At 71.5% G+C, this 25804-nt stretch carries 24 protein-coding genes and 2 pseudogenes; 13 read left to right on the top strand and 13 right to left on the bottom strand.

Annotation, left to right across the window (positions count from 1 at the left end; translation table 11 throughout):
- The first annotated feature begins 139 nt into the window (after nt 1-139).
- From AC07DS_RS35050 to AC07DS_RS35015, 8 genes are all read left to right on the top strand, one after another.
- On the top strand, nt 140-388 hold the full coding sequence (locus tag AC07DS_RS35050; protein ID WP_361226935.1) for a YkoF family thiamine-binding protein: 249 nt from the start codon (nt 140-142) through the stop codon (nt 386-388).
- Nucleotides 385-753 (top strand): helix-turn-helix domain-containing protein, encoded by a 369-nt coding sequence (locus tag AC07DS_RS35045; protein ID WP_479151967.1) that lies wholly within the window; start codon nt 385-387, stop codon nt 751-753. The genes AC07DS_RS35050 and AC07DS_RS35045 overlap by 4 nt, the downstream gene beginning before the upstream one ends.
- 129 nt (nt 754-882) lie before the next feature.
- Nucleotides 883-1395 (top strand): 2-oxo-4-hydroxy-4-carboxy-5-ureidoimidazoline decarboxylase, encoded by a 513-nt coding sequence (gene uraD / locus AC07DS_RS35040; protein WP_479151965.1) that lies wholly within the window; start codon nt 883-885, stop codon nt 1393-1395.
- A gap of 4 nt (nt 1396-1399) precedes the next feature.
- Nucleotides 1400-1792, top strand: coding sequence for a hydroxyisourate hydrolase (gene uraH / locus AC07DS_RS35035; protein WP_479151963.1), 393 nt, complete (start codon nt 1400-1402; stop codon nt 1790-1792).
- Nucleotides 1793-1799: 7 nt separating this feature from the next.
- Entirely contained in the window at nt 1800-2723 is a 924-nt protein-coding gene (gene pucL / locus AC07DS_RS35030; RefSeq protein ID WP_479151959.1) for a factor-independent urate hydroxylase, read from the top strand.
- A gap of 117 nt (nt 2724-2840) precedes the next feature.
- A complete protein-coding gene (locus tag AC07DS_RS35025) occupies nt 2841-4220 on the top strand; it encodes an 8-oxoguanine deaminase (RefSeq protein ID WP_479151957.1) in 1380 nt (459 codons plus the stop codon).
- 224 nt (nt 4221-4444) lie between these two features.
- Nucleotides 4445-5839, top strand: a complete 1395-nt coding sequence (locus AC07DS_RS35020) for a nucleobase:cation symporter-2 family protein (protein WP_479151955.1) — start codon at nt 4445-4447, stop codon at nt 5837-5839.
- A gap of 77 nt (nt 5840-5916) precedes the next feature.
- On the top strand, nt 5917-6555 hold the full coding sequence (locus AC07DS_RS35015) for a TMEM175 family protein (protein ID WP_479151953.1): 639 nt from the start codon (nt 5917-5919) through the stop codon (nt 6553-6555).
- Here the strand turns inward: AC07DS_RS35015 and AC07DS_RS35010 are convergent.
- Together AC07DS_RS35010 and AC07DS_RS35005 are read right to left on the bottom strand one after the other, a co-directional pair.
- Complete coding sequence (locus tag AC07DS_RS35010) at nt 6491-7123, bottom strand: 3'-5' exonuclease (RefSeq protein ID WP_479151951.1); 633 nt, start codon at nt 7121-7123, stop codon at nt 6491-6493. The two genes, AC07DS_RS35015 and AC07DS_RS35010, sit on opposite strands and share 65 nt — an antisense overlap.
- A gap of 44 nt (nt 7124-7167) precedes the next feature.
- Nucleotides 7168-7965, bottom strand: coding sequence for a helix-turn-helix domain-containing protein (locus AC07DS_RS35005; RefSeq protein ID WP_479151949.1), 798 nt, complete (start codon nt 7963-7965; stop codon nt 7168-7170).
- A gap of 87 nt (nt 7966-8052) precedes the next feature.
- Between AC07DS_RS35005 and AC07DS_RS35000 the strand changes: the two genes are divergently transcribed.
- On the top strand, nt 8053-8916 hold the full coding sequence (locus AC07DS_RS35000; RefSeq protein ID WP_479151947.1) for an SDR family oxidoreductase: 864 nt from the start codon (nt 8053-8055) through the stop codon (nt 8914-8916).
- Here AC07DS_RS35000 and AC07DS_RS34995 read toward each other — a convergent pair.
- Nucleotides 8903-10359 (bottom strand): annotated as a pseudogene (locus AC07DS_RS34995) (MFS transporter). The gene AC07DS_RS35000 and the pseudogene AC07DS_RS34995 sit on opposite strands and share 14 nt — an antisense overlap.
- A 91-nt stretch (nt 10360-10450) precedes the next feature.
- On the opposite strand from AC07DS_RS34995, the gene AC07DS_RS34990 reads away from it, so the two are divergent.
- Entirely contained in the window at nt 10451-10852 is a 402-nt protein-coding gene (locus AC07DS_RS34990) for a winged helix-turn-helix transcriptional regulator (protein ID WP_186581549.1), read from the top strand.
- Between the two features lie 11 nt (nt 10853-10863).
- On the opposite strand, the gene AC07DS_RS34985 is transcribed toward AC07DS_RS34990, so the two are convergent.
- From AC07DS_RS34985 to AC07DS_RS34955, 7 genes are all read right to left on the bottom strand, one after another.
- Nucleotides 10864-11286, bottom strand: a complete 423-nt coding sequence (locus AC07DS_RS34985; protein WP_479151944.1) for an acyl-CoA thioesterase — start codon at nt 11284-11286, stop codon at nt 10864-10866.
- Nucleotides 11287-11339: 53 nt separating this feature from the next.
- A complete protein-coding gene (locus AC07DS_RS34980; RefSeq protein ID WP_479151943.1) occupies nt 11340-11963 on the bottom strand; it encodes a hypothetical protein in 624 nt (207 codons plus the stop codon).
- 184 nt (nt 11964-12147) lie between these two features.
- Complete coding sequence (locus tag AC07DS_RS34975) at nt 12148-12747, bottom strand: histidine phosphatase family protein (RefSeq protein ID WP_479151942.1); 600 nt, start codon at nt 12745-12747, stop codon at nt 12148-12150.
- Nucleotides 12748-12833: 86 nt separating this feature from the next.
- Nucleotides 12834-13373 carry a DUF4232 domain-containing protein gene (locus tag AC07DS_RS34970; RefSeq protein ID WP_479151940.1) on the bottom strand — a complete coding sequence of 180 codons (540 nt, stop codon included), beginning with the start codon at nt 13371-13373 and terminating at the stop codon, nt 12834-12836.
- 32 nt (nt 13374-13405) lie between these two features.
- Complete coding sequence (locus AC07DS_RS34965) at nt 13406-15142, bottom strand: trypsin-like serine peptidase (protein ID WP_479151938.1); 1737 nt, start codon at nt 15140-15142, stop codon at nt 13406-13408.
- Nucleotides 15143-15538: 396 nt separating this feature from the next.
- Entirely contained in the window at nt 15539-15970 is a 432-nt protein-coding gene (locus AC07DS_RS34960) for an SRPBCC family protein (RefSeq protein ID WP_479151937.1), read from the bottom strand.
- 74 nt (nt 15971-16044) lie between these two features.
- A complete protein-coding gene (locus AC07DS_RS34955; RefSeq protein WP_145880625.1) occupies nt 16045-17253 on the bottom strand; it encodes a pyridoxal phosphate-dependent aminotransferase in 1209 nt (402 codons plus the stop codon).
- An 80-nt stretch (nt 17254-17333) separates the two neighbouring features.
- Between AC07DS_RS34955 and AC07DS_RS34950 the strand changes: the two genes are divergently transcribed.
- A complete protein-coding gene (locus AC07DS_RS34950; RefSeq protein WP_479151935.1) occupies nt 17334-17960 on the top strand; it encodes a winged helix-turn-helix transcriptional regulator in 627 nt (208 codons plus the stop codon).
- 257 nt (nt 17961-18217) lie between these two features.
- Here the strand turns inward: AC07DS_RS34950 and AC07DS_RS34945 are convergent, their stop codons facing one another.
- The 3 genes from AC07DS_RS34945 to AC07DS_RS34935 are packed head-to-tail and all read right to left on the bottom strand — an operon-like array spanning nt 18218 to nt 21804.
- Nucleotides 18218-19018, bottom strand: coding sequence for a hypothetical protein (locus tag AC07DS_RS34945; protein WP_479151933.1), 801 nt, complete (start codon nt 19016-19018; stop codon nt 18218-18220).
- Complete coding sequence (locus AC07DS_RS34940) at nt 19018-20280, bottom strand: VWA domain-containing protein (protein ID WP_479151931.1); 1263 nt, start codon at nt 20278-20280, stop codon at nt 19018-19020. Before AC07DS_RS34940 ends, AC07DS_RS34945 begins: the two co-directional genes overlap by 1 nt.
- A gap of 9 nt (nt 20281-20289) precedes the next feature.
- Entirely contained in the window at nt 20290-21804 is a 1515-nt protein-coding gene (locus tag AC07DS_RS34935) for an IucA/IucC family protein (protein WP_479151929.1), read from the bottom strand.
- Nucleotides 21805-22111: 307 nt separating this feature from the next.
- Between AC07DS_RS34935 and AC07DS_RS34930 the strand changes: the two genes are divergently transcribed.
- Both AC07DS_RS34930 and AC07DS_RS34925 read left to right on the top strand, forming a co-directional pair.
- Nucleotides 22112-23548: a lipase/acyltransferase domain-containing protein gene (locus tag AC07DS_RS34930; protein ID WP_479151927.1), complete on the top strand. Its 1437-nt coding sequence runs from the start codon at nt 22112-22114 to the stop codon at nt 23546-23548.
- Nucleotides 23545-25804, top strand: a pseudogene (locus tag AC07DS_RS34925) (tetratricopeptide repeat protein); the annotation flags it as partial. The gene AC07DS_RS34930 and the pseudogene AC07DS_RS34925, both read left to right, overlap by 4 nt.

The raw sequence follows: 25804 nt of genomic DNA, 5'->3' as shown, positions 1-25804 counted from the left end.
CGGGAAAACCCGGCCCTCTCGGGAAGCCGGGTCGGCACGCATCTCCGTTAAGGTCTCCCCATGCGGCCGGGGCGGTCCGGCCCCCGTCGCCGCGGACCTGGCGGCACGCGCGGGTCGGAGCAGATGCCATGGGGGCACAGTGCGACTGAGAGTGGAGTTCACGACCGAGCCCTTCGACCTGGACGAGGCGCCCGCGCACGCGCTGGCGGCCCGCGAGGTGATCGAGGCGGCGGAGCTGGACGCGGTGGACGTCGGCCCGTTCGGCAACACGGCGGAGGGCGGCGCCGACGCGGTGCTGACCGCCGTGGACGCGCTGCTGCGCAAGACCCTGGAAGCCGGTGCCACCCGGATCTCGCTGCAGGTCAACGTGATCGGAGCGGGCGAATGACCGGCAACGGGGACGAGAACTTCATCGCGGCTGTGAAGCCGCTGGTCGACGCCATGGGCGGGGAGATGCTCCCGTCCGACGAGGCCAGCCCCGAGGACGTCGTCCTCGCCTGGCAGGGCGTCGACGTCGTCGCCGTACGCCTGCCTCAGCTCGCCGACTCGCTCGACCACATCCTCGCCGCCATGGAGCGCAAGCAGGGCAGGCCCCTGGCCGACCTGGACCGCAAGTCCAAGCAGGAGGTCGTGCGCATACTGGAGGCGCGGGGCGCCTTCGCAGTGCGGCACGGGGTGGAGACCGTGGCGAGTGCGCTGGGCGTCAGCCGCTTCACGGTTTACAACTACCTCAACCGGGAGAAGGGCGCCTGACGTCCCCCCGGGGGGCCTCCCGGCTTGTTACGCGGAATTTTCAACAAAGTGTTGACGTCGTGTTTCGGAGGGCGTTAGCTGTTCGCAGCCCGTTCAGCACAAAGGCCGTTTCCGGCCACGGAGGCTCCCGTGACTACGACTTCCACGCCCCCGGGCCTGGCCCGGTTCAACGTCCTGGAGGAGCACGCGGCCCTCGCCGCCCTCCATGAGGCGTGCGCCTCCACCGAGTGGGGCCGGCGGCTGCTCGCCGCCCGGCCGTACGCCGCCGCCGACGCCCTCTACGCCGCCGGCGACGCCGCCATGGCCGAGCTGAGCACCGCGGACCTGGAAGAGGCGATGGCCGGCCACCCGCCGATCGGCCGCCCCAAGCCCGGCGACCCGACCTCCGCGCGTGAGCAGCGCGGCATGGCCGGCGCGACCGAGGCGCTCAAGGCGGAGATGCTCGAACTGAACCTGGCCTACCAGGAGAAGTTCGGCCACGTCTTCCTGATCTGCGCCACCGGCCGCACCGGCGAGCAGATGCGCGACGCGGTCAAGGAGCGGATCGGCAACTCGCCGGAGCAGGAGCGGGAGATCGTCCGCACCGAGCTGGGCAAGATCAACCGCATCCGACTGGCCCGACTCGTCGAAGAGGACGCCTGAGACCATGAGCACCAGCACCACCGCCTCCGTGTCCACGCACATCCTGGACACCTCCGTCGGCCGCCCCGCCGAGGGCGTCGCCGTCCAGCTCTCCGCCCGCTCCGGGCGCGGCGCGGACTGGCAGGCGCTCGGCGGCTCCGCGACCGACGCCGACGGCCGGTGCAAGGACCTTCCGGACCTGCCGGAAGGCACGACACACGTACGGCTCGACTTCGCGGTCGAGGCGTATTTCGAGAAGAAGCAAGCCGATGCGCAGCAGGACGCCCCCGCGAATCGGGACAGCGGTGCCGTGTTCTTCCCCGAGGTGGCGATCACTTTCGCCGTGAACCCCGGGGAGCACTACCACGTACCGCTGCTGCTCAACCCGTTCGGCTACTCCGTTTACCGAGGGAGCTAGCAGACACATGCCCACGATCCTGGGACAGAACCAGTACGGCAAGGCAGAGAACCGAGTCGTAAAGATCACGCGGGACGGCGCCACCCACCACATCAAGGACCTCAACGTCTCCGTGGCGCTGAGCGGCGACATGGACGAGGTCCACTACTCCGGCTCCAACGCCAACGTCCTGCCGACCGACACCACCAAGAACACGGTGTACGCGTTCGCCAAGGAACACGGCATCGAGTCCGCCGAGCAGTTCGGCATCCACCTCGCCCGGCACTTCGTCACCTCGCAGGAGCCGATCCAGATCGCCCGGATCCGCATCGAGGAGTACGCCTGGGAGCGGATCGAGACCTCCGACGCCAACTCCAAGTTCATCGGCGCGGACGAGGTCAAGCACTCGTTCGTACGCAAGGGCCAGGAGACCCGCGTCACCCAGATCACCTACGACGGTGAGAAGTGGGAGGTCATCTCCGGCCTGAAGGACCTCGTCGTGATGAACTCGACCAACTCCGAGTTCTGGGGTTACGTCAAGGACAAGTACACGACCCTGCAGGAGGCGTACGACCGCATCCTGGCCACCCAGGTCTCCGGCCGCTGGCGGTTCAACTGGACCGACGACGAGCAGAAGATGCCCAACTGGGAGAAGTCCTACGAACTGGTCAAGAAGCACATGCTCCAGGCCTTCGCCGAGACGTACTCCCTCTCCCTGCAGCAGACGCTGTACCAGATGGGCTCGCGCATCATCAACAACCGAAGCGAGATCGACGAGGTCCGCTTCTCCCTGCCGAACAAGCACCACTTCCTGGTGGACCTCGAGCCCTTCGGCCTCAAGAACGACAACGAGGTCTACTACGCCGCCGACCGGCCCTACGGCCTGATCGAGGCGACCATCCTCCGGGACGGCTGCGAGCCGAAGATCCCGGTGGACCTCACCAACCTCTGACCCCCCACCTTTTTCGGCACCCGTGACCGGGGGGCGCCTCCCCGGTCACGGCACTCAAAACTCCTAGGGTCCTGCCGTGCCCTCCCTCTTCAGTCCGCTGAGCGAAAAGGACGAATCATGGCAGCAGCCCAGCGCATCGTCATCGAGAACTGTTCGATCGCGACCGTCGACGCCGCCGACACCGAGTACGCCTCCGGGTACGTGGTCATCGCCGGCAACCGCATCGAGGCGGTCGGCGCGGGCAAGGCCCCCGAGGGCCTGGAGAACGTCGTACGCCGTATCGACGCCACCGGCCATCTCGTGACCCCCGGCCTGATCAACACCCACCACCACTTCTACCAGTGGATCACCCGGGGTCTGGCCACCGACCACAACCTCTTCAACTGGCTGGTCGCGCTCTACCCCACCTGGGCGCGCATCGACGAGCCGATGGCCTACGCGGCGGCCCAGGGCTCGCTCGCGATGATGGCCCGCGGCGGCGTCACCACCGCCATGGACCACCACTACGTCTACCCGCAGGGCTCCGGCGACCTGTCCGGCGCGATCATCCGCGCCGCCCGCGAAATGGGTGTCCGCTTCACCCTGGCCCGCGGCTCCATGGACCGCAGCGAGAAGGACGGCGGCCTGCCCCCGGACTTCGCCGTCGAGACCCTCGAGGGCGCCCTCACCGCGACCGAGGCGACCGTCAAGGAGCACCACGACGCCTCCTTCGACGCGATGACCCAGGTGGCCGTGGCCCCCTGCTCGCCGTTCTCCGTCTCCACCGAACTCCTGCGTCAGGGCGCCGAGCTGGCCCGCCGCCTCGGCGTGCGCCTGCACACCCACGGCTCGGAGACGGTCGAGGAGGAGAAGTTCTGCCACGAGCTGTTCGGCATGGGCCCGACCGACTACTTCGAGTCCACCGGCTGGCTCGGCGAGGACGTGTGGATGGCGCACTGCGTCCACATGAACGACTCCGACATCACCGCCTTCGCCCGCACCAGGACGGGTGTCGCGCACTGCCCCTCCTCCAACGCCCGCCTCGCGGCCGGCATCGCCCGGGTCCCCGACATGCTGAGGGCGGGCGTCCCGGTCGGCCTCGGCGTCGACGGCACCGCCTCCAACGAGTCCGGTGAACTCCACACCGAACTGCGCAACGCCCTGCTGATCAACCGCCTCGGCAGCCACCGCGAGGCCGCGCTCAACGCCCGCCAGGCGCTGCGCCTCGGCACCCACGGCGGCGCCCAGGTGCTCGGCCGCGCGGCCGAGACCGGCTCGCTGGAGGCCGGCAAGCTGGCCGACCTGGTGCTGTGGAAGCTGGACACCCTCGCCCACGCCTCCATCGCCGACCCGGTGACCGCGCTGGTCTTCGGAGCTGCGGCCCCGGTCACCGCCTCCTTCGTGAACGGACGTCAGATCGTCGAGGACGGCCGCCTGCTGACCGTCGACGAGGACGCCATCGCCCGCTCCACGCGGGACGAGGCCCAGCGCCTGGCGCGGATCGCCGCCCAGAGCTGAGCCAACGCCGGACTCCGGCCGGGAGGGACGGCTCCCGGTCGGCAGCCGTGGACCCGAGCGGGGTCCATGGCGGCCGTCTCCGGGGCGCGCGTTCACGCGCGCGCCCCGGAACGGTCACCGTCCCCAGGCCCACCGATGGGCCTCCGGTCCCGCACGACCGTCGCGCACCACCTCCCTGAAACCCACGTCAGAGCCGGCGTGTCTAACCGACCGGAGGAGCCGCCGTGTCCGCTCAGATCGTTGACCCCGTCGACCAGACCCACCCGGTCGACGAGAAACTCCCCGCACTCAAGATGGCGACGAGTGGCCTGCAGCACGTGGCCGCCATGTACGCCGGAGTCGTCGCCCCACCCCTGATCGTCGGCGCGGCCGTAGGCCTCTCCGGCACCGAACTCACCTTCCTCACCGGCGCCTGCCTGTTCACCGCCGGCCTCGCCACCTTCCTGCAGACGCTCGGCATCTGGAAGATCGGCGCCCGGCTGCCCTTCGTCAACGGCGTCACCTTCGCCGGGGTGGCCCCCATGACGGCCATCGTCGCCTCCGCGCACGACAAGTCGGACGCGCTGCCCGTCATCTTCGGCGCCGTGATCGTCGCAGGCCTCCTCGGCTTCCTCGCGGCGCCCTTCTTCAGCAAGGCGGTCCGCTTCTTCCCGCCGGTCGTCACCGGTACGGTCATCACCCTGATCGGCGTCTCCCTCCTGCCGGTCGCCTTCAACTGGGCCCAGGGCCCCAACCCCGCCGCACACGACTACGGTTCGGCAACCAACCTCGGCCTGGCCGGCATCACCCTGCTGATCGTCCTGGCCCTGCGCCGCTTCACCCGGGGCTTCGTGAAGCAGATCGCGGTCCTGCTGGGCCTGATCGCGGGCACCCTGGTGGCGATACCCTTCGGGGTCACCGACTTCGGCCCGGTGGCGGACGCCGACGTGATCGGCTTCCCGGCCCCGTTCCACTTCGGCGCACCGCAGTTCCACCTCGCCGCGATCCTGTCGATGTGCGTGGTGATGGTGGTCTCGATGACCGAGTCCACCGCCGACATGCTGGCGCTCGGTGAGATCGTCGAACGCCCGGCGGACGAGAGGACCATCGCGGCGGGCCTGCGCGCCGACACCCTCGGCTCGGCCCTCAGCCCCCTCTTCAACGGCTTCATGTGCAGCGCCTTCGCGCAGAACATCGGGCTGGTCGCCATGACCCGCATCCGCAGCCGCTTCGTCGTCGCCGTCGGCGGCGGCTTCCTGGTCCTGATGGGCCTGTGCCCGATGGCCGCCTCGCTGATCGCGGTCGTCCCGCGCCCCGTCCTCGGCGGAGCCGGCGTCGTCCTCTTCGGCTCGGTGGCGGCCAGCGGCATCCAGACCCTGGTCCGGGCCGGCCTGGAGAAGGACAACAACGTCCTGATCGTCGCGGTGTCCCTGGCGGTGGGCCTGATCCCCATCACCGCACCGGACTTCTACCACGCCTTCCCGGAGACGGCGAGGATCGTCCTCGACTCGGGCATCTCGACGGGCTGCGTGGCGGCGGTCCTGCTCAACCTGGTCTTCAACCACCTGGGCAGGGGCAGTGAGGCGCAGGACGTGACCCACCCGATGGAATCCGGGGAGGAACTCGCCCCGGCGCACTGACCCGGCCCACCGATCCGGCACGGGGGTACGGCTGCCGCCGTACCCCCGTGCCCGTCGTTGTGAGGCAGGCTTGGGGCATGAACGAATCCGGCCGTGTCGAGGCCTTCAGCGACGGCGTGTTCGCCATCGCCATCACCCTGCTCATCCTGGAGATCAAGGTCCCCGAGGTCGGCGAACACGGCGGTCTGTGGCACGCGCTGGGCACCCAGTGGCCCTCCTACGCCGCCTACGTGGTCAGCTTCCTGGTCATCGGCATCATGTGGATCAACCACCACCAGGTGTTCAGCTACGTCGCCCGTGTCGACCGCACGCTGATGTTCCTCAACCTGCTGGTGCTGATGGTGGTCTCCGCGGTGCCGTGGCCGACGGCGATGCTCGCGGAGTACCTGCGCGAGGACAAGGCCTCGCATGCGGCCGCCGCCGTCTACAGCCTGGTGATGGTGGCGATGGCCCTCACCTTCCAGGCCCTGTGGTGGCACCTCACCCGCACCGGCCACCTCTTCGACTCCCGCGTGGACGTCCCCGCGGCCAGAGCCACCCGCACCCGCTTCGCCCTGGGCTCCCTGGCCTACCCGCTGGCAGTGGGCCTGTCCTTCGTCTCGGCCCCCCTCACCCTCGCCGCCCACGGCCTGATAGCCCTCTACTACGGCTTCAACCAGGTCCCGGTGCCCACCCGGCAGGACCCGGTGCCTGCGCCGGACCCGGCCACGCCATGAGGTTGGCCAGCAGTTCGGCCTGTTCCACGGCGTCGTCGAGGGCGTGGTGCGTGTGGCGGCGGCGGGACAGCAGATGCCTGGGCATCGTCCCCTTGGCCACCGCCCGCAACGGCAGCCCGGCCTTGGTCGCGTACAGCGTCTTCATGTCCAGGCAGCCCGAGTGGCCGAAGGGGCTCTCACCGGTGAAGCGGATCAGGTACCAGTAGAGGAACGTCCAGTCGTACGACGCCGGGTAGCCGCACATCACCGGCTGCGCGCCCGCACTCACCTCGCGGACCCAGGTGCTGAACTCGGCGAGGGCCGCACCCGGTTCCGCGCCCTCGGTCCGCAGCCGCCCCCGGTCCAGGCCGCTGACGGCCAGCGCTTCGGGGACGAACTCGTCGGAGATGGGACGGAGTTCCCGGTAGAAGGTCTGCTGCTCGGGATCGGCCGGGCAGAAGCCGTCGGCGTCCTGGGTGCCGGCGACGGCCGCGCCGAGGCTCAGCATGGAGTAGGGCCCCGGGATCGGGCCGTCGGCCTCGATGTCGACGGAGATGTAGCGGCTGGGTCTGACGCGTCGTGCGGGCATGGGACCGGAGCATGGCAGCCGGGGGCCGCTCCGCGCATCCGGATTCAGCGGCGGGGCACCGCCTGGCACGGGGAGGTCGCGGGCAGGCGGCCGGTGAAGTACGAGCGGGGCGGGACGCCCATCAGGGCGCGGAAGTCGGATGTCATGTGGGACTGGTCGTAGTAGCCGGTGGTGGCGGCGAGTTCGGACCAGGGGGCGGTCGTGGCGCGGTCGATGACCGTGCGGACGCGGTTGATGCGGGCGTAGTGCTTGGGGGAGACACCGACCCCTTCGGTGAACAGGTTGCGCAACTGGCGTTCGCTGACGGCCAGTTCGCGGGCCACGTCACGGACCTGCGCGGGGGTCCGGTCCGTCCGGACCGACAGCGCGTCGACCCCGGCCCGCAGGAGGGCCGTCCGGGCGGCGTCCGTTCCGGCGGACAGCAGCTCGGGCAGCACCTCGGCCAGGTGCGGCACCGCCTCCCGCGGGTCCAGCCACCGCACCTCGTCCGCGAGCCGGCGCGCCGCCCGGCCCGGCAGCCGGTCCAGCGGTACGACCCGGCCGGCCAGTTCGGCCGCCGGGACACCCAGCAGGGGACGGGCCGTGCCGGGCCCGAGGCGCAACTCCACACAGGAGACATGGGCCTTGCCCTCGTAGTACCCGGCGCGCACCCGCGGTCCGACGGCCAGAACGTCGCGGTGTCCGTCCGGACCCACGCGGAGCACCACCTTGGTGACCGCGTCGGGAAGGTGGACGAAGGCCTCGACGGGCGGGTCGGTGACGGACACGGTCCGCACCCCCGTGATCCAGGGGCGCAGGGCCTCGGGCGTGGTCAGGGCCTGCTCGGCGGTTGCGTTGGGCACCCCTCCACCGTACGTGCGGCGCACCGCCTCGTGGGCGGGCCGGCCGTGCCGGAATTTCCAAGAGACGGGGACCCCGTTCGGCCCATCGTGGACCTCATGATTCTGGTGACGGGTGCCACGGGCACCATCGGAAGTGACGTGGTACGACAGCTTGCGGCGCGCGGCGAGAAGGTGCGTGCCCTGACCCGCGACCCGGCAAAGGCCCGGGTGCCCGCCGGGGTCGAGGTGGTGCGCGGGGACTACCTCGACCCCGGCTCCCTGGCCGGTGCGATGGCGGGGGTGACGGCCGCGTTCCTCCTCCGTCCTCCGGGTCCGGAGGAGGGGCAGGACCCGGCGCTGGTGGAGGCGGCGCGGGCGGCGGGGGTGCGCAGGCTGGTGAAGCTCTCCGCCATCGGGACCGGCGATCCGGAGGTCGGGCCGGCCGGCGGGTGGCACGTGGCGGGAGAGCGGGCCGTGCGGGACAGCGGGACCGAGTGGACCGTCCTGCGGCCCTCGTCGTTCGCCTCCAACACGCTCAGCTGGGTGGAGGCGGTCGGGCGGGGCGAACCGGTACCGAACATGACCGGCGACGGGGAGTCGGGTGTGATCGATCCGCGGGACGTGGCCGAGGCCGCGGTGCGGGCGCTGCTCGAGGACGGGCACGCGGGGCGGACCTACACGCTGACCGGGCCCGAGGCGATCGGCGTCCCCGGCCAGGCCGCCGTTCTCGCCTCCGTCCTCGGCCGCCCGGTCGCCACCCGGGACCTCTCGCCGGAGGAGACACGCGAACATCTGCTCACCGACTGGGGTTTCGACGAGGCGCAGGCGGAAGGGGTCCTGACCGGCACCGCCTTCGTCCGCGGCGGGGGCAACGCGGTCGTGACCGAGGACGTGCCGCAGATGCTGGGCAGGCCGGCCAGGACGTACCGGGAGTGGGCGCAGGACCGCAAGGAGGCGTTCAGCGGGGGGTGACAGGGGATTCGGTGCCCGGGCGCAGCACCGCTGCCGCCAGTGCCAGCGCCGCCAGCGCGAAGCCCGTCGCCACGCGGAACGCGAGCCGGTATCCCTCCGCCGTGGCCGGGATCAGCTCTGCACCCTGGCCGAGCAGGGTGTCGGTGCGGCTCGCGGCCAGCGTGGTCAGGGCCGCCAGGCCCAGCGAACCGCCCACCACCTGCGTGCTGTTGAACAGCCCGGACGCCAGTCCCGCGTCCTCGTCCCGCGCCCCGGACATCGCAAGACCGGTCAGCGCGGGCATCGCCGCCGCGAACCCGGCGGACAGCAACAGCAGCGGCGGCAGTACGTCGACGGGGTACGAACCCTCGGCCGGGGCGCGGCCCAGCAGGGCCGTCCCGGCGGTGATCAGCACCAGCCCGGCCAGCAGGACCCGGTAGCCGCCGAAACGGGCCACGGTCCGAGCCGACAGACCCAGCATCAGCAGACCGATGGCGACCGGGGCCGGAAGGAAGGCGGTCCCGGTCGCCAACTCGCCGTACCCGAGGACGCGTTGCAGATACAACGCGCCGATGAACTGGAAACCGTACATCGTGCCGATCATCAGCACCTGGACCGCGTTCGCGCCGGTCAGCAGACGGGAGCGGAGCAGGCGCAGGCGCAGGAGGGGGCGGGCCGCCCGGGCCTGGCGCACGGTGAACGCCGTGAACAGGGCGAGTGCCAGGACCGCCAGGAGCAGGGTGTCGGTCGGGGCGCGTGTCCCGGCGCCGACGATGACGTACACCGTCAGCATCAGGGCACCCGTGACCAGCCCGGCCCCCGGATAGTCGGCACCCCTGCCGAGTCCGGCGCCGGGCTCGGGGGTGAGGACGCGCACCGCCGCCAGCCAGGCGGCCGCGCCGATCGGCAGGTTGATCAGGAAGATCCAGTGCCAGTTCAGGGCCTGGGTCAGGGCGCCGCCCAGGAAGGTGCCGAGCGCCCCGCCCGCCGCGCCGACCGCGCTGAACACCGCGATGGCACGAGCCTGTTCCTGCGGCTCGGAGAAGAGGTTGACCAGCATGCCGAGGACCACGGCCGAGGCCATCGCCCCGCCGACGCCCTGCAGCGCCCGGGCCGCGATCAGCACGCCCTGCCCGGTCGCCGTCCCGCACAGCACCGAGGCCGCGGTGAACACGGCGAGCCCGAGGTGAACATCCGCTTGCGGCCCACCAGGTCACCCAGTCGGCCCACCAGCAGAAGCAGCCCGCCGAAGGCGATCAGGTACGCATTGACGATCCAGGCGAGGCCCGGACCGCTGAAACCAAGGTCGCTCTGGATGGCGGGCATCGCCACCGTGACGATGTTGCCGTCCAGGATCGTCATCAGCGTGCCCGCGCACAGAACTGCGAGGGACGTCCAGCGGGAGTAGGTTCGTGAAGGTGCCACCGTTGCCGGTGACGGGCTGTTCTCGATCGCGGCTGACATGGCTCCCCGTTCCTTGTTCGCGCCTTGGTGCACGACTTGTAACGGGGTACATCGTGGGTGACCATGGAGGCCGGCGTAAGGAGGCAGTCCGATGTCCCAGAGGAACACCGCTGTTACCGTCCAGGCAGTGAACGCGCAGGCGTGCCCCGTCCGCGAAGTTCTTGACAGAGTGGCGGGCAAGTGGAGCGTGCAGATCCTGGTCGCCGCCGCCCAGGGACCCATCCGGTTCACGGAGTTGGAGCGCGGAATCGAGGGCATCAGCCGCCGCATGCTCACCCTGACCCTGCGCAACCTGGAGCGCGACGGCCTGGTCACCCGTACGGTGCATCCGACGGTGCCGCCGAAGGTGGAGTACGAACTCACGCCGGTCGCCCTCGAGTTGCACGAGACTCTGCAGCGCCTGACCGACTGGGCCGAGCACAACCGGGTGTACATCGCCGAGGCTCGGGCCGCCTACGACGCCGAGCACCAGCCGGAGTTGCTCGACGCGTAGGCGCAGGACGGCTAGAGACCGAAGAGGCTCAGATCCGCGGCCAGCTCCTTGAACACCGTGTCGGGGTCGGTGATCAGTTTGCGCTCCCTGAGGTCCAGCAGGCCGCCCACCGCGGTGATCTCGGCCGCCACCGTACCGTCGGTCTTGCGGATCTCCTGCCGGATCCGGAACGTCTTGCCGCCGCCCCACTCGAACTCGCAGGTCACGTCGACCTCGTCACCCGCGAGCAGCTCGCGTTTGTAGCGGATCGTCGTCTCCAGGGCCACCGGGCCGACGCCGCGGCCGACGAGCCCCGCCTGGGTGATTCCGGCGGCCTGGAGCAGCGACCAGCGGGCGTGCTCCGCGTAGTTGATGTACACCGCCTGGTTGAGGTGCCCCTGTACGTCGGTCTCGTAGCCGCGGACGGTCACACGGACGGAATACGGTTCGGCCACTGCCTTGCCCTTCTCGTGTTCGAATATCCGGTCGACCGATCTTGGCACGCCGCTCACACCCGGCGCGGGGAGGCCAGCAGATAGCGCACCCGCGTACGTGGCTCGGTGTACTCGCCGGCCTGCCAGCCCGCCCGCTCCAGCGTGGCCGCACACGCCCGCAGCAGCTCCTCGTCCGGTGCGTACACGGCGACCGCCTCCGGCTGCGGGGTCGCGCGCACCCGGTAGCCCGCGCCGTCCGGCCCCTCCGGCCGGTGCCCGGCCGCCTCCAGGGCGAGCGCGGCGGCCCGCACCAGATGCGTCCGCTCCCAGCCGCAGGGGCGGTCCGTCGCACCGCCCGGGTTGGTCATCCGGCGCAGCTCCAGCAGCCCCTGCCAGGCGCTGTGCACCTCCCGCAGCCGGGCCGCACCGGACGCGGGCACCTCCTCCTCACCGCCGATCCGCGCCGCGAAGACACCAGCGGACGGGGCCGGCTCCGCCGGGGCGGCCTCGGGCACCGTCTCGCGTATGCGGTGGCCTGCGGGGGTGAGGAAGTGATCGTGCGGCGGCCGCGGGTGCCGGAAGGCGAGCCCCCGCCTCACCAGCGCGGCCAGCTGTGCCTCCGTCCCGCGCAGCCGCCCCGTGACCGCGTCGGCACCTTCGATCACGCGCCGCTGCGCAGCGGTCGGCAGTCGGCTCACGGTGTCCTCCCTCCGCGGCGTCGGCGTCCTGGAACCGCCGGGTGAGCGGCTCGTTCGAAGCGTACGACCGGGGTCTGACAACGGGCAGGGGCTGTCGAGGTCCGCGGGGTGGGCCGGCGTACGACCGTGGGTGACGGTGACGGTGACGGTGACGGTGACGGGGCTCTGGAGCCCGCCGGGTGGGTCAGTCGTGCGCTCGCATGTTCCAGCCCGCCACCACCGGACGCTCGTGCTCCGTGCCGAGACGGCACAGTGTGCCCGTCGCCAGTTGGAAGAGGGCCCCGTGCTGGGGGCGCAGGCCGAGGCGGCGGGCGGTGAGGACGCGCAGGAAGTGGCCGTGGGCGACCAGGATGACGGCCCCGTCGGTGTCGGCGAGCGCGGTGTCCACCTTGCCCAGCATCCGGTCGGCGCGCTCCCCGACCTGCTCCGGAGTCTCCCCGGGGTGCTCGGGCGGGCCCGGCGCGACGCCGTCCGTGAACAGGAACCAGTCGGGCCGGGTGCGCTGGATCTCCACGGTGGTGATGCCCTCGTACCCGCCGTAGTCCCATTCGCGCAGGTCGGCGTCGACCTGGGCGTCGTGGACGCCGATCAGTTCGGCGGTCTCCCTGGCCCGCTGCAGGGGACTGACGAAGGCGGCGCCGATGCGCTGAGCGCGGATCAGCGGCACCAGCCGGCGCGCCTCCTCCCGCCCTTGCTCGGTGAGGGGCAGGTCGGTCCAGCCGGTGTGCCGTCCGGACCGCGACCACTCGGTCTCACCGTGCCGGACGAGAAAGAGGTCACCCACGTCAGCCCTTCCCGCTCGCTTCCCAGCACCGTGTCACACGCGGGTGGCGGCCCGCAGGACGGACTGGGCCAGACGGGCCGCCGCGCTCAGTTCCCCGCCGGCGCGTGGTGCGGTGGCGCCATGGACAGGGTCTCGCCGCAGGCGTCGATCACGGTGGTCCTCCGGTGCCGGTCCAGGACCGGGACGACGGTGCGGTCGGAGTCGCGCGGGGCCCAGACCACCGCCTCGCCCTGCCGCACGCACCAGTCGCCGGCACCCTTCGTGCCGCGGGGCGTGTAGTGCACGTCGACCGTGACCGCCTCCTTCGCGGCCAGCGGGAAGGAGGCGGCGTGCCCGTGCCCGGCGCCGTCGATGCTCTCCGCCTTCCCGTAGTGGATCTCGATGCCCGGGTAGCCGTTGAACACGCAGGCGTCCGGGCCCTTGTTGACGGCGGTCAGCCGAGCGTCGCCCCGGCTGCCGCCCTTCTCCTTGCCGAGCAGGACCAGCGTCCACTTCAGGGAAGCGGTCCGGCAGTTGCTCAGCTTCGTGTCGTCCTGCGCTTCGGTGGTGGCCGTGCCGCAGGCCGTCAGGGCCAGTCCGGCCATGAGGACGGCCAGGCCGCTGGTCAGACGAGTCGTGGCTCGCATGGTTCCCCCTGAACCTTCGGGTGGGTGAGTGGTCAAGTGCCGGGGTAGACCAGCGTGTTCTCCGCGCCGAGAGTCCTGGCGCCGGTGTCGGCGTACAGGGTCGTCTCGCCGTCGGACCAGCGGACGATCACGTCGTCACTGGTGTGGTTGGCGGTGTAGTCGCCCGCCGTCATGACCAGGTCGTGCTTCCAGAGGGCGTTCGGGCCGCGCAGGCGCGACTCGGTGCCCAGTCCCGCGGCCGAGGTTCCCGCATAGGTGTCGAGTTCGCCGTCCACCCAGCGGACGAGGACGTCCCAGGTGGCCTTGCCGCTGAAGTTCCCGCTGGTGAGCAGAGTGGCGTTCTTCCAGGTGCCGTTCGGCGCCAGCAGGCGCTTCTCGGTGCCGAAACCGCCGGCGCCGACGGAGGTGCAGAGGGTCAGTTCGCCGTCGCTCCATCGGACCAGCAGATCATTGGCGCGCGTGCCGCGGTGGAACCGCCCGGCCGAGATCTGGGCGGCGTTCTTCCAGACCGAGCCGGACTTGGCCATCCGGACCTCCCGGCCCAGTCCCGAGGCGCTGACGTCCGGGTAGAGGGTGACCTCCCCGTCGGACCAGCGCACCAGGAGGTCGGACAGGTCGCTGCCGGCGAAGTCCCCGCCGGTGATCGTCCGGGCGTGCGTCCAGGTGGAGTTGGCCGGCCGCAGCCGCTTCTCGGGCCGGAACCCGCCCTTGCCGTCTCCGGGATACAGCGTGGTCTCCCCGTCCGACCAGACCACGACCAGGTCACTGTGCCGATCGCCCGTGTAGTCACCGGAGGCCGTCAGCCTCGCGTGCTGCCACTGGCGCGCACCGCCGGGGAGCTTGGCCTCGATCCCCTTGTACGGGGGCAGGTCGGACGGCGGGTCCTGCCCCGCGACGGCGTAGCCGAGGAGGTTGGCGGCGTCGGCGCCGAACGCCGGTGCGTAGCTGATGTAGTCGACGTTCGCGTCGTTGCCGCCGCCGTTGTAGCCACCGAGGTTGCCGATGACGTGACCGCTGGTGGCGCCGTCCTTGTAGTCGGTGATCCAGGGGCTGCCGGAGACACCGCCGTAGTAGCCGCCGCAGGTCATGGACATCTGGCGGTACCCGGGGAGTTGCTTCGTCGGCACGGTGCACTTGAGGGCGCGTCCGGCGCCGTTGTGCGCGTGCGACGGGTACCCGACCACCGTGACGCCCCGCTGCGTGTAGCCGGTCGGCCGGGTGAAGGTCAGCCCGCCGCCCACGGCGTCCTGGAGCTGCTTGCCCTGCTGGTTCGCCGAGACGCGGGCGAACGCGGTGTCCAGGTCCGACCAGGGCTTCTCGGTGGTCGTGGAGCCGTGGTCGGGGACATAGCGCGGGTCGATGAAGATGTGCTGGATGTGGAAGATGCCGTAGGGCTGCCGGTCGGGGCTCGCTCCCTTGACGAACTTCGGGACGAAGATGTAGTCGCTCTGCATGCTCAACCCGCAGTGGGCGGCGGTGAGCACGATGTTCTTCGACGCGGTGGCGATCACGCTGCCGGTGCAGTGCCAGGCGGTGCCGCTGGGCCCGTCGGAGCCGAAGAACGTTCCCACGAGCCGGGTCCCACCGAACGGGGTGCCCGTGGGCCGGGCTGCGGCCGCCGCACCGGGCCTGCCACCAGGCCTGCCGGACGCGGACGGCGCCGACCGGACCTCGTCCAGCGGCCGGGCGCCCGCCATGCGTCGCGCGGTCCAGAACCGGGCGGCTTCCTGGGCTTCCTTTCCGGTGTCCGCTCCTGTGTCCGCCTTCACGGGCGAGGCCGGAGGCAGTGCGGCAGGTGAGGCCGGAGACGGCTGGGTCGGAGACGGTGAAGGCGATGCGGCCTTTGCGGCGGCCGGAGCCGCGAGTGCGAGTATCGCCGCGGACAGGACGCCGACGACCGTCCTGCCTCTTCGGTGTGGCAACAAGTACGTTCCCCCTGGTTCACGAAAGCCGGACCAGGGGGACGAGTGGTCGCCGCTGCGGCGCTGGTCAGGCGCACACACGCGGACGGCTTCGCCGCGAACTCCCGTGGATCCCCCCGGTCGTGCCGCCGCCGGATGGCGACGGGAACCAGGCGATCTTCGCATACGTCAGTACGAAGCCCCCTGTCGGTGATCACCTACGGTGTTCACCGACAGGGGGCAGTGGCCTGGGACTGCCTTTGCTCACCGTCTCTGTTCCGCGTACTCCTTGAACTGCTCCAGATCGCTGCGGACGAGCCGTTCGATCGCGGTCGCCTGGGCGAAGCCCTTCGGCCCGCCGAACGTGGCCCGGACGGTGTCGGGGTCGTACTCCACCCTGGCCTGGACCCGGGTGTGGCCCCGGTCGATCGGCTGCAGGGAGAAGGTGCCTCTCAGCTGCGGGGAGCCGGTGGTGCGCCACTCCATCACGCGTTCCCCCGTACGGTCGGAGAGCTCGGCGTCGAGCTCCCGGGTTCCGCCGCCCGCCTCGACGTTCAGATGCGTACGGCCTCCTCCCTCCGTATGGGCGTCGCGCACGCCGGCCACGAAGCGCGAGTAGTCCTCCACCCGGTGGAGGCTGTCCCAGGCCCTGTCGATCGTCACCCCGACATCGACGTGTTCTTCCAGGGTGCTCATGGCTCACCTCCAGGGTCGGATCATGGCCCGTACCTTCTGCTTCCAGTGTGCGCCCGGCACGGAAGCGCATGCCGTCACTGTCGGTAGCCGCTCAGGAACCTTCCGATCCGCCCGATCGCCGCTTCCAGGTCCTCCGCGTGCGGGAGGGTCAGGATGCGGAAGTGATCGGGGCTCGGCCAGTTGAAGCCGGTGCCCTGGACCACCTGGATCTTCTCCCGCAGCAGCAGGTCCAGGACGAACCTCTCGTCGTCGTGGATCTTGTGGACCTTCGGGTCCAGGCGCGGGAAGGCGTACAGCGCGCCCTTCGGCTTCACGCAGGAAACGCCCGGGATCTCGTTGAGCCTCTCCCAGGCCACGTTCCGCTGCTCGTACAACCTTCCGCCCGGGGCGGCGAGTTCGCGGATGGACTGGCGGCCGCCGAGTGCGGCCTGGATGGCGTACTGGGCGGGCGCGTTGGCGCACAGACGCATGGAGGCCAGCATGGTCAGGCCCTCCAGATAGTCCTTCGCGTGCTGCCTGGGGCCCGTCACGACCAGCCAGCCGGAGCGGAAGCCCGCCACCCGGTACGTCTTCGACAGGCCGCAGAAGGTCAGGACGACCAGGTCGGGGGCGAGGGCCGCGGCCGAGTGGTGGACGGCGTCGTCGTAGAGGATCTGGTCGTAGATCTCGTCGGCGAAGACCATCAGGCCGTGCCGGCGGGCCAGGTCGAGGATGCCCTCCACGACCTCCTTCGGGTACACCGCGCCCGTCGGGTTGTTCGGGTTGATGATGACCACGGCCTTGGTGCGGTCGGTGATCTTCGACGCCATGTCGGCCAGGTCCGGGTTCCAGTCGGCCTGCTCGTCGCACAGGTAGTGGACCGCCTTGCCGCCCGCCAGGGTCGTCACCGCCGTCCAGAGCGGGAAGTCCGGCGCCGGGATGAGGATCTCGTCACCGTCCTCGACCAGCGCCTGTACGGCCATGGACACCAGTTCCGAGACGCCGTTGCCGAGGAACACGTCGTCGACGCCGACCTCCAGGCCCAGCGTCTGGTAGCGCTGGGCGACCGCCCGGCGGGCCGAGAGGATGCCGCGCGAATCGGTGTAGCCGTGCGCCTGGGGCAGCATGCGGATCATGTCCTGGAGGATCTCCTCCGGCGCCTCGAACCCGAACGCCGCGGGGTTGCCGGTGTTCAGGCGCAGCACGCTGTGGCCCGCCTCCTCCAGTGCGTTGGCGTGCTCTATCACCGGGCCGCGGATCTCGTAACAGACCTCGCTGAGCTTGTTCGACTGCCGGAACTCCATGCGCCCCTCCGGAAACTCGTGTTGCTTGGTTTTACCAAGTAGGAGCTTGGAAAGTCCAACAACCCGTCTAGACTCGCCGCATGTCTCCTCGCCGAAGCTACGACCAGTACTGCTCCGCAGCCCGCGCACTCGACCTCGTCGGCGACCGCTGGACCCTGCTGATCGTCCGGGAACTGCTCGCCGGCCCCCGCCGCTACACGGACCTGCACGCGGACCTGCCCGGCGTGAGCACGGACGTACTCGCCTCACGGCTGAAGGACATGGAACGCGACGGGCTCACCGGCCGACGGCGACTGCCTCCGCCGGGAGCCGCCTACGTCTACGAACTCACCTCCCGTGGAAGGCAGTTGCTCCCCGTGTTGCACGCGCTGGGGGAGTGGGGGCAGGCCGAGCTGGGGGAGCGCCGGCCGACGGACGCGGTGCGCGCCCACTGGTTCGCACTGCCCCTGCTGCGGGCCCTCGAAGGAGAGGGACTCGTGGAAGTCCGGCTGGACGAGGGGGACTTTCATCTGCGCGTCGGCGCGGAGGAGGGGCCGGTGTACGGCGACGGTCCCGCACCCCGCGAGGCGGACGCGCGGCTCCAGCTGGACGCCGAGACCTGCACGGCCGTCGCCGGCGGGGAGTTGGCACTGCTGGACGCCGTCCGGGCCGGACGGGTCACGGTGACCGGCGAGGGCACGCTCGCGAAGGCGCTGCGGGAGGCATGAGGAGGGGAGGCGGGCTCGGGGCGGGTGGCGAACGCTCGGCTTCGGCGTGGACGTGAGTCCGGTGCGGCCGTCGTCGGTGGGGAGTCGGTGTTGCCGGAGGCCGTCCGGGCCGAGCCCATTGGTCGGCCCCGGCGGCGGAAGAGCGTAGGTCGTGCCGCCCCGGAGCACGGCTCCTCGGCCGAGCGAGTCGGGTCGGCGGTCGGGAAGGCTGAAGGCCCGCCGGCTGGCGGGCCTTCAGCTGTGGCACCTATGTCACCTCAGGCACTCGGCGGCACCCGGGACGGTCGGCCCGAGCCACGTGTGAGCGTGTATCCCCCGATGCCCGCGAGCGCGGCGAGCAGCCCGCCCACCGCGGTCCACACCCAGCGGTCGGACCACCAGCCGGAGGACCAGCCGTCGTCGGGTTCGAGACTCGACAGCACCGCTGCCTTCGAGTCGTCCTTCTCCGCCTGGGACTTGACGGCCACGCCCGGCACGAGCGGCTCGGCCAGTGAACCGTCCACGGCCGCCGCGCCGCCGATGTCCTTGGAGTCGACGCGCACCTCGGCGCTCACCGGCTGACCCAGGTCGGAGGCCGCGAGGTTCACCACGGTGAGCCGGACGTAGTACGTGCCCGGCAGCGGGTCGTTGGCCCACGGCTCGGACCAGGCGCGCACCGTGCGCAGCACACAGGCCAGCTCGACCGAGGACGCGCCCTGCTCGGCGGTACGGGTCGCCGCACCGTACTGGCAGGACTGGCGCCGCCGCAGACCGTCGTACACGTCGATCTGCCAGCTCTGCGCCCCGTGTGTCCGGGGCAGCTTCACGGTCGCCTCGACGGTCGGGCGCTGCCCGGCGTCCGCGGGGAACGACCAGTACAGGTAGTCGCCGGTGGAAGCGGACGCGGTGGCCTGCTGCCCCTGCTCGATCTCGGTCGCCGTACGGAACGACGTACCCGCCTGGGTGGGTGCCTTGCCGTCGTCCGTGGCGCTCGGCGACGGGGAGGAGTCGGCGGCCGCAGGCCCGGCGGCCAGCCCGAGCGCCAGCAGCGCGGCGCCCAGTACTCGCGTGATACGCATCAGTTCGTCCTCCAGACCGCGACCCGCCAGCGCGACAGCCAGCCCCACAGCAGACCGGCCAGGAAGCCGGCCAGTACCAGCGCGCCGAGCAGCCACCAGCCGCGCCCGAGGCCGAAGGAGGCCACGTCGCTCGCCTTGCTCGGACCGTCCACGACGTCGACGGTCAGCTCCAGCGGCAGACCCGGGGAGGTCTTGACGCCTCCGGCGGCCGAGAAGGAGTTGGTGACCTGGAGGCACACGGTCTCGGCCGTGGCGGTGTCGTCGTCGCTCTGAGGCCTCGGATAGCGCAGACCGGTCGAGATCACGTCCGTACGACCGGTGCCCGCGGCCTCACCGCGCACGATCTCCCGGTCGTGCACGGTCACCGCCCGCAGCAGCACCCCGTAGTTCGGGTTGACGGCCCGGTCGTCCGCCACGCTCACCGAAGCGCGCAGCTCCTGGCCGGGGTTGACGTCCACCTTGTACCAGCGTTGCTGACCGAACTCCGCACGGTCCGTGTACAGACCCGACTTGAGCGACGGCGCCTTCGCGCACTCGTTCGCACCCTCGGTCGCCACCGGCGTCACCACCGGATCGGCGGCCCGGTCGACCAACTGCCCGACACGGTCGCTGAGTTCTTCCTTGTGCCGCACGTCGGTGTACGTGCCGCCGGTCGCGTCCGCGATGCAGCTGAGCTGTTCGCGGGTCTTGGCGTCCGGCACCAGGCCGAGGGTGTCGATGGTCAGCCCGATGCCCTTGGCGGCGATCTCGCGGGCCACCTCGCACGGGTCGAGCGGCTGGCAGGTGTCCTCGCCGTCGCTGATCAGGACGATACGGCGGGTGCCGTCACCGCCGTCGAGGTCGGCGGCCGCCTTCTGCAGCGCCGGGCCGATCGGTGTCCACCCGGTCGGCGCCAGCGTGGCCACCGCGGTCTTCGCCTCGGTCCGGTTCAGCGGGCCGACCGGGTAGAGCTGCTCGGTGTCCTTGCAGCCCGTTATGCGGTCGTTGCCACGGTAGTTGGCGCCCAGCGTGCGGATGCCGAGCTGGACCTCCTCGGGCGTCGCGTCGAGCACCTCGTTGAACGCCTGCTTCGCGGCGGCCATCCGGGAGCCGCCGTCGATGTCCCGCGCCCGCATGGAACCGCTGACGTCCAGTACGAGTTCGACCTTCGGGGCGGCTTTTTCCGTCTCGTCGGCCACAGCCGTGGACGGGACCGCCAGCCCGGCCGTCAGGGCGGCGAGCAGAGCGCAGACGCCCGTCGCCAGCCGTTGTCTTCTGATCATCGGCGGATCTTATTGATCAGAGGCGCCGGGCTCCAAAACGAGCGGGTTCGGCAGCGAGGTCCACTGGTCGCCCGGGGTGTCGGGGGACAGCCGCATCAGCGTCAACGCCTTCGTGGGCAAAGGACCTTCGCGCAGGGCCGCCAGGTCGGAGGTGTGCGGCAGGTCCGGCAGCGCGGCAGCCAGGGCCGTACCCAGGACGGGCCCCGAGCCGGCCGTGCCGGCGAGCGCGCCCGCCACCAGCGAGCCGAACAGCTTGCGGCGCAGGGTCGTCACATCGTTCGTGATCAGCCGGCCCGTCAGCGGCGGCGCGGCGATACCGTGACCGGCCAGCCGGGCCGGGCTGATACGGATGTCGGCGAGGTCGCGGTAGACGAGACGGAGCGGCGAGTTGTCCGCAGCGAGCACCACGAGCAGATTCTGCCCGTGGGCCTCCAGCGCCACCCCCAGGTCCAGCAGCCGCAGACCGACCGTGAGGGCCAGGCGGGCGAACCCGGCCAGCCAGGCCGGGGAGTCCGGAAGGCCGGTGCTGGGCAGCGCCGCCACCGGCAGCACCCGCTCGCCCGGACCCGCGTACACCTCCGGCGACTCCCGCAGCAGCGCGGCCAGATCGGGCGAGTGGGCCGTCGCCGCGCCGAGGGTGCGCGTCACGTGCAGCAGCCCGTCCGTGCGCGTGGCCAGATCCGTCGCGAACGCCGACAGGGCCGCGGACGCCCCGACGGAGTACGTGGAGATGTCCCGCACCGAGGAGGTCAGCCGGGCGCTCAGCGCGGCCTTCACATGCGGACCGCCGGGCAGTGCGAGCGTGCGCAGGGACATCAGCGGATGCGCGGTACGCCACGGGTCGTACGACCGCTTCAGCACATGAGCCGCCTGCCAGGGGTGCACCGGCAGCAACACGTGCTCCGCGTCCCGCAGTTCCTCCGGCCAGTCCCCGGACACCAGGCACTCGGCGGCTGGTACGGCGACCGTGCCGAGACCGACCACCGGCCGGTGCTCCGGACCGTACGCCAGCTGGTCGGCCACCGAGAAACCCGGCCGGGAACGGCAGTTGGGATGGAACGGATGCCCGTCCACCACCCGCTGCTCCCACTCCCAGTCCCGCTCGGGCCACTCCTTCGAACGATCGGCACCTGCCCGGGAGAGCGCCAGCGAGGCCACACTGTGCCCCAGCTCCACCGCGAAGCCCGCCGCGTGCGGCACCGCGAGGTCGCTCATCAGACGCGCCGGATCGTCGTACCGCTCCCGGTCCAGCCGGACGGCGGTGACGTACCCGCCGGTCGCGTACGGGTCCGCGTGCGGGCCGTGCAGGGTCCGCCCGTCGGCCAGCCGCAGAGCGAGGCTGTGCACCCTCCGGACCCGCCCGGTGACCCACGGCAGCGGCTCATGGGCGAGCCCCCGCCACAGCCGCGTCAGCACCGCCGCGCGGGCACCCGGCAGCTCGGCCCGGTACCGAGGCAGCAGGCCGGGCCGGACGACGGCCAGCTCCTCGGCGACGTCGGCCTCGGCGGTGGGGGAGTGGTACACGGGGGCTCCTCGGGTACGGGCAGCTCAAGGCATGATTGTCAGGGACGGCATTCATACTGGTCGCTCGGGCCCCGGACGAAGGAACACCCGCACGCACACCAGCCGTCCGGTGTCCGGCGCCGACGGCGGTGCGCCGGCACGAGTGATCTGCGAACGCCTGCGTCCGGGGGCGATTTGTGTGATTGGCCGGACGTCGGGCTCGCCGGTCTGATACTCAGGGAGGCCGGGGGCGAGGCCATTGCCCCGGGCACAGGCCGCAGGCCGGGGCGGACCGTGCGACGAGCGGCGGGACCTTTCAGGGGGAGCAGTGCGGCGTGAGCCGGTCGAGGACTTAGCAGTCGTTGTCCCGGGGATCACGGGCAGCCGTCTGGCGGTGGACGGCAAGGAGGTGTGGGGCCCCTCTCCGGGAGCGCTCCGGCGGGGAATCACCACGTTCCTCGGCTCCGTCAAGGACCTCCGGCTCCCGACGGACATCGGCGACGGACACCCCGGCGACGGGGTCGTCCCCACCGGGCTCGCCCCTTCCCTGCACGCGATTCCCGGCGTGCGCCCGCTCGTCGACGGCTACGGCGACCTGCTCGGCTGGCTGGAACGCACCTTCACACTGCGCCGCGCGCTGCCCGGCGACCGGCCGGACGCACCCGTGAACCTGGTCGAGTTCGCCTACGACTGGCGCCTGTCCTGCCGGTACAACGCGCGCCTGCTGGCCGCCCGGGTCGACGAGGCGCTCGGGCGCTGGCGGGCCACCGCCCCGCACCGGGCGGAGGCGAAGGTGCGTCTCATCTGCCACTCCATGGGCGGACTGGTGGGCCGCCACTGGGTGGAGTGCCTGGGCGGCGCGGAGGTCACCCGACAGCTCATCACCCTGGGCACCCCGCACCGCGGTTCGATCGGCGCGCTGGAGTCCCTGGTCAACGGGCACCGCATCGGCCTGGGCCCGCTGGCCGCGGACCTGACCGCCTTCAGCCGCAGCCTGCCCTCCGTCCATCAGCTCACACCGGCCTACGCCTGCATCGAGAGCCCCGATGGCCTCCGCTACCCCAGGGAGCTGACCACCGCACTCGAAGGAGTCGACCGGAATCTGCTCACGGACGCCTGCTGCTTCCACGAGGAGATCCGGACGGCCGCCCTCGAGCGCGTACGACGGGGCGGCTCGGACCGGCTCTGCCTCCCGGTCGTCGGTGTCCGTCAGCCGACCCCCACCACGGCCGCCGTGGAGGACGGCCGACTTCGCCTGATCGAGACCATCGAGGGCAAGGACGAGGGCGGTGACGGAAGGGTGCCGCGATTCGCCGCCTACCCCGCCGAACTCGCCCTCGACGACAACACGACCGTCCGCTCCTCCTTCGCCAACCACGGAGCCGTCAAAGGCCACGCCGGAGTCCGCGAAGACCTGTACGACTGGCTCGCCCCCGCCCCGGCCGTCTACCGGGGATCGCGGCCCGCCTACCCGCTCGGCGTCCGTGTCCCCGAATACCTGGCCGCGGGCGAGTCCCTGCGCGTGGAGGCCGAGGCCGCCACCACCCGGGAGGGAGCGGACACGCTCAGAGTCCGGGCGACCGTCACCGCCGAAGACGGCACGGTTGTCGAGACCCGCTCGCTGCGCAACCGCGGCGGCGGCCGGTACGAGGGCGCCTTCGACGGCCTCGGCCCGGGCGCGTACGCGGTCTCCCTGCACGCTTCACTCGACGACGCGGGCACCGCGGTGACCGCACTGACCCTGATCCTCGAAGGCGACGCATGACCGACCAGACCGCGGTCCCGGAGAACCCTTCGGGTGCCGAGAGGCCCCTTCCGGGTACCGACACGCAGGACCCCGCCCACCACGGTGCGGACGCCGAGGGCACCTTCCTGGCGGTCGTCTTCGACTCCTACCAGGACCCGGCCTTCCGACCGCTGCCCGGCGCGGTGGAACAGGTCGACGAGCTGGCCGCCGCCATGGACCGGTTCGGCTACCGCGGGACCGTCCTGAAGAACCCCGGACAGGGCAGCCTGGTCGACGCGCTCAACCAGTGGTCCGACACCTGGTCGGAACGCGGCGGCAACGGCCCGGCCGTCGTGGCCTGGTCCGGGCACGCCGAGATCGACAACGCACGGGACCTTCAGCTCGTCACCCACGCCACCCGCAAGGGCCTCGGCAACCGGGACAGGTTCTACTCCCCGGAGAACCTCGCCGGCCAGGCCCTGACCAGCCGCGCCGACCAGATCCTGATCCTCCTCGACACCTGCCACTCCGGCGCCGGCGCCCTCCCCGCCCTCGACCACGCACTCAGCGCCTGGGAGAACCGCAGCCTGCCCGAGCCCCGCACCGCCTGGATCGGCGTGCTCGCCGCCTGCGAGGCCCACGAGAAGGCCGCCGGAGCCCGAGGGCTGCTTCTGGAGACAGTGCTGCGGCTACTGAAGGACGGCCCGTACCGCTCCACCGGCACCCATGGCCAGGAGCGGCGGGGCGGCCGCTACCGCCATGAGTGGAGCGTGCGCAACGAAGGCATCACCGGGGAGACGCTCGCGCTCGCCGTGCTGGAGGACTGGCCCGACAGCGGCCAGCTCCCTGTGCGGGCCTCCGCCGGCCGTCCTGCTCCGATCTTCCGCAACCCGCTCTGGCTCCCCGAGTCCGTCGAACGCGAAGCACTCGTCGAACACCTGGTGCTCGCCGCCAGGGGTATCGACCCGACCGAGGAGGGCTGGTTCTTCACCGGCCGCCGACGCGCGCTCCGGGAGATCACCGACTGGCTCGGCACCGGGGCGGCGGGGATGCTCCTGCTGACCGGGAGCGCCGGGGTCGGGAAGTCCGCTGTCGCCGGCCGCATCGCGGCCCTCTCCGACCCGGCCGAGCGCGGAGACCTGAAGGCGCACGCTCCTCTCACGGAGGACGACCCGGATCCCGGCGAGCGCAGTGTGGATGCAGCGGTCCACCTGCGCGGCATGAGCGTGCAGGATCTCGCCCACGCCCTTGCCTACCGGCTGGGGCTGCCCGAACCGAAGACCCCCGCCGACCTGATCGCCCAGCTCGAACGCTCGGACAGCGCTCCGGGGCGATGCCACGTTCTGGTCCTCGACGGCCTCGACGAGGCATCCCCGGGCCAGGCCGCCCCCATCGCCGAGCAACTCCTCGTCCCCCTCAGCCGCCTGTGCGCCGTCCTGCTCGCCTCCCGCGACCGGCCCTTCCAACCGCACCAGGAACCGGGCGAGACTCTGGAAGCTGCCCTCACCCGCACCGTCGGCGCCGCCGTCCGTGTCCTCGACCTCGACCAGGACCACGACACCACCGCCGACATCACCGACTACGTACGTCACCGCCTCCGGGCCGACGGCATCGCGGAGCGGACGGCCGACGACATCGCGCCCGTCCTGGCCGAACGGGCCGGCACCGCCGGCGGCGGGTTCCTTTTCGCCCGCATCGTCGCCTCCCACCTCGCCCGCACCCTCGCCGACGATCCCGACCGGCCCTGGCGAGACCAGGTCCCCGCCGGCATCACCGACGCACTCGCCCGCGACCTCGCCACCGCCCACACCAGGGTTCGCGACGGCCATGAGCTTCCCGACGCCGCCACGGACCTGCTCACGGCCCTTGCCTGGGCTGCCGGCAATGGCATGCCCGCGCATGGCGTCTGGCAGACCGCAGCGCAGGCCGTCGGTAACCGCGACACCGCGTATGGGCCCGAGGACATCGACTGGCTTCTCCAGCACTACGGGCGCTACATCGTCGAGGACAGTGACGGGTATCAGGCGGTTTATCGGCTCTACCACCGTGAACTCATCACGTATCTGCGTGGCACGACAAGCGCTGGGCAGGCCGATCCGGCCGCCCTTGCGATCGTCCGCGCGCTCGTCACTCTCAGCCTTGGGCAAACCGCCAACGGCGCCGGCCCGGAACTGGCCAACCCCTATCTGCGACGGCATCTACCCAATCATGCCCTTGCCGCGGGCGGGCCCGGCGTCACCGCATTGCGGCTGCTTGCCGAGGCCAATCCCGATGCCTACCTGCGTCACCTGGCCG

It is taken from the genome of Streptomyces sp. NPDC044064 (genome assembly GCF_056434245.1).
This window is presented reverse-complemented; position numbering and strand designations above follow the sequence as displayed.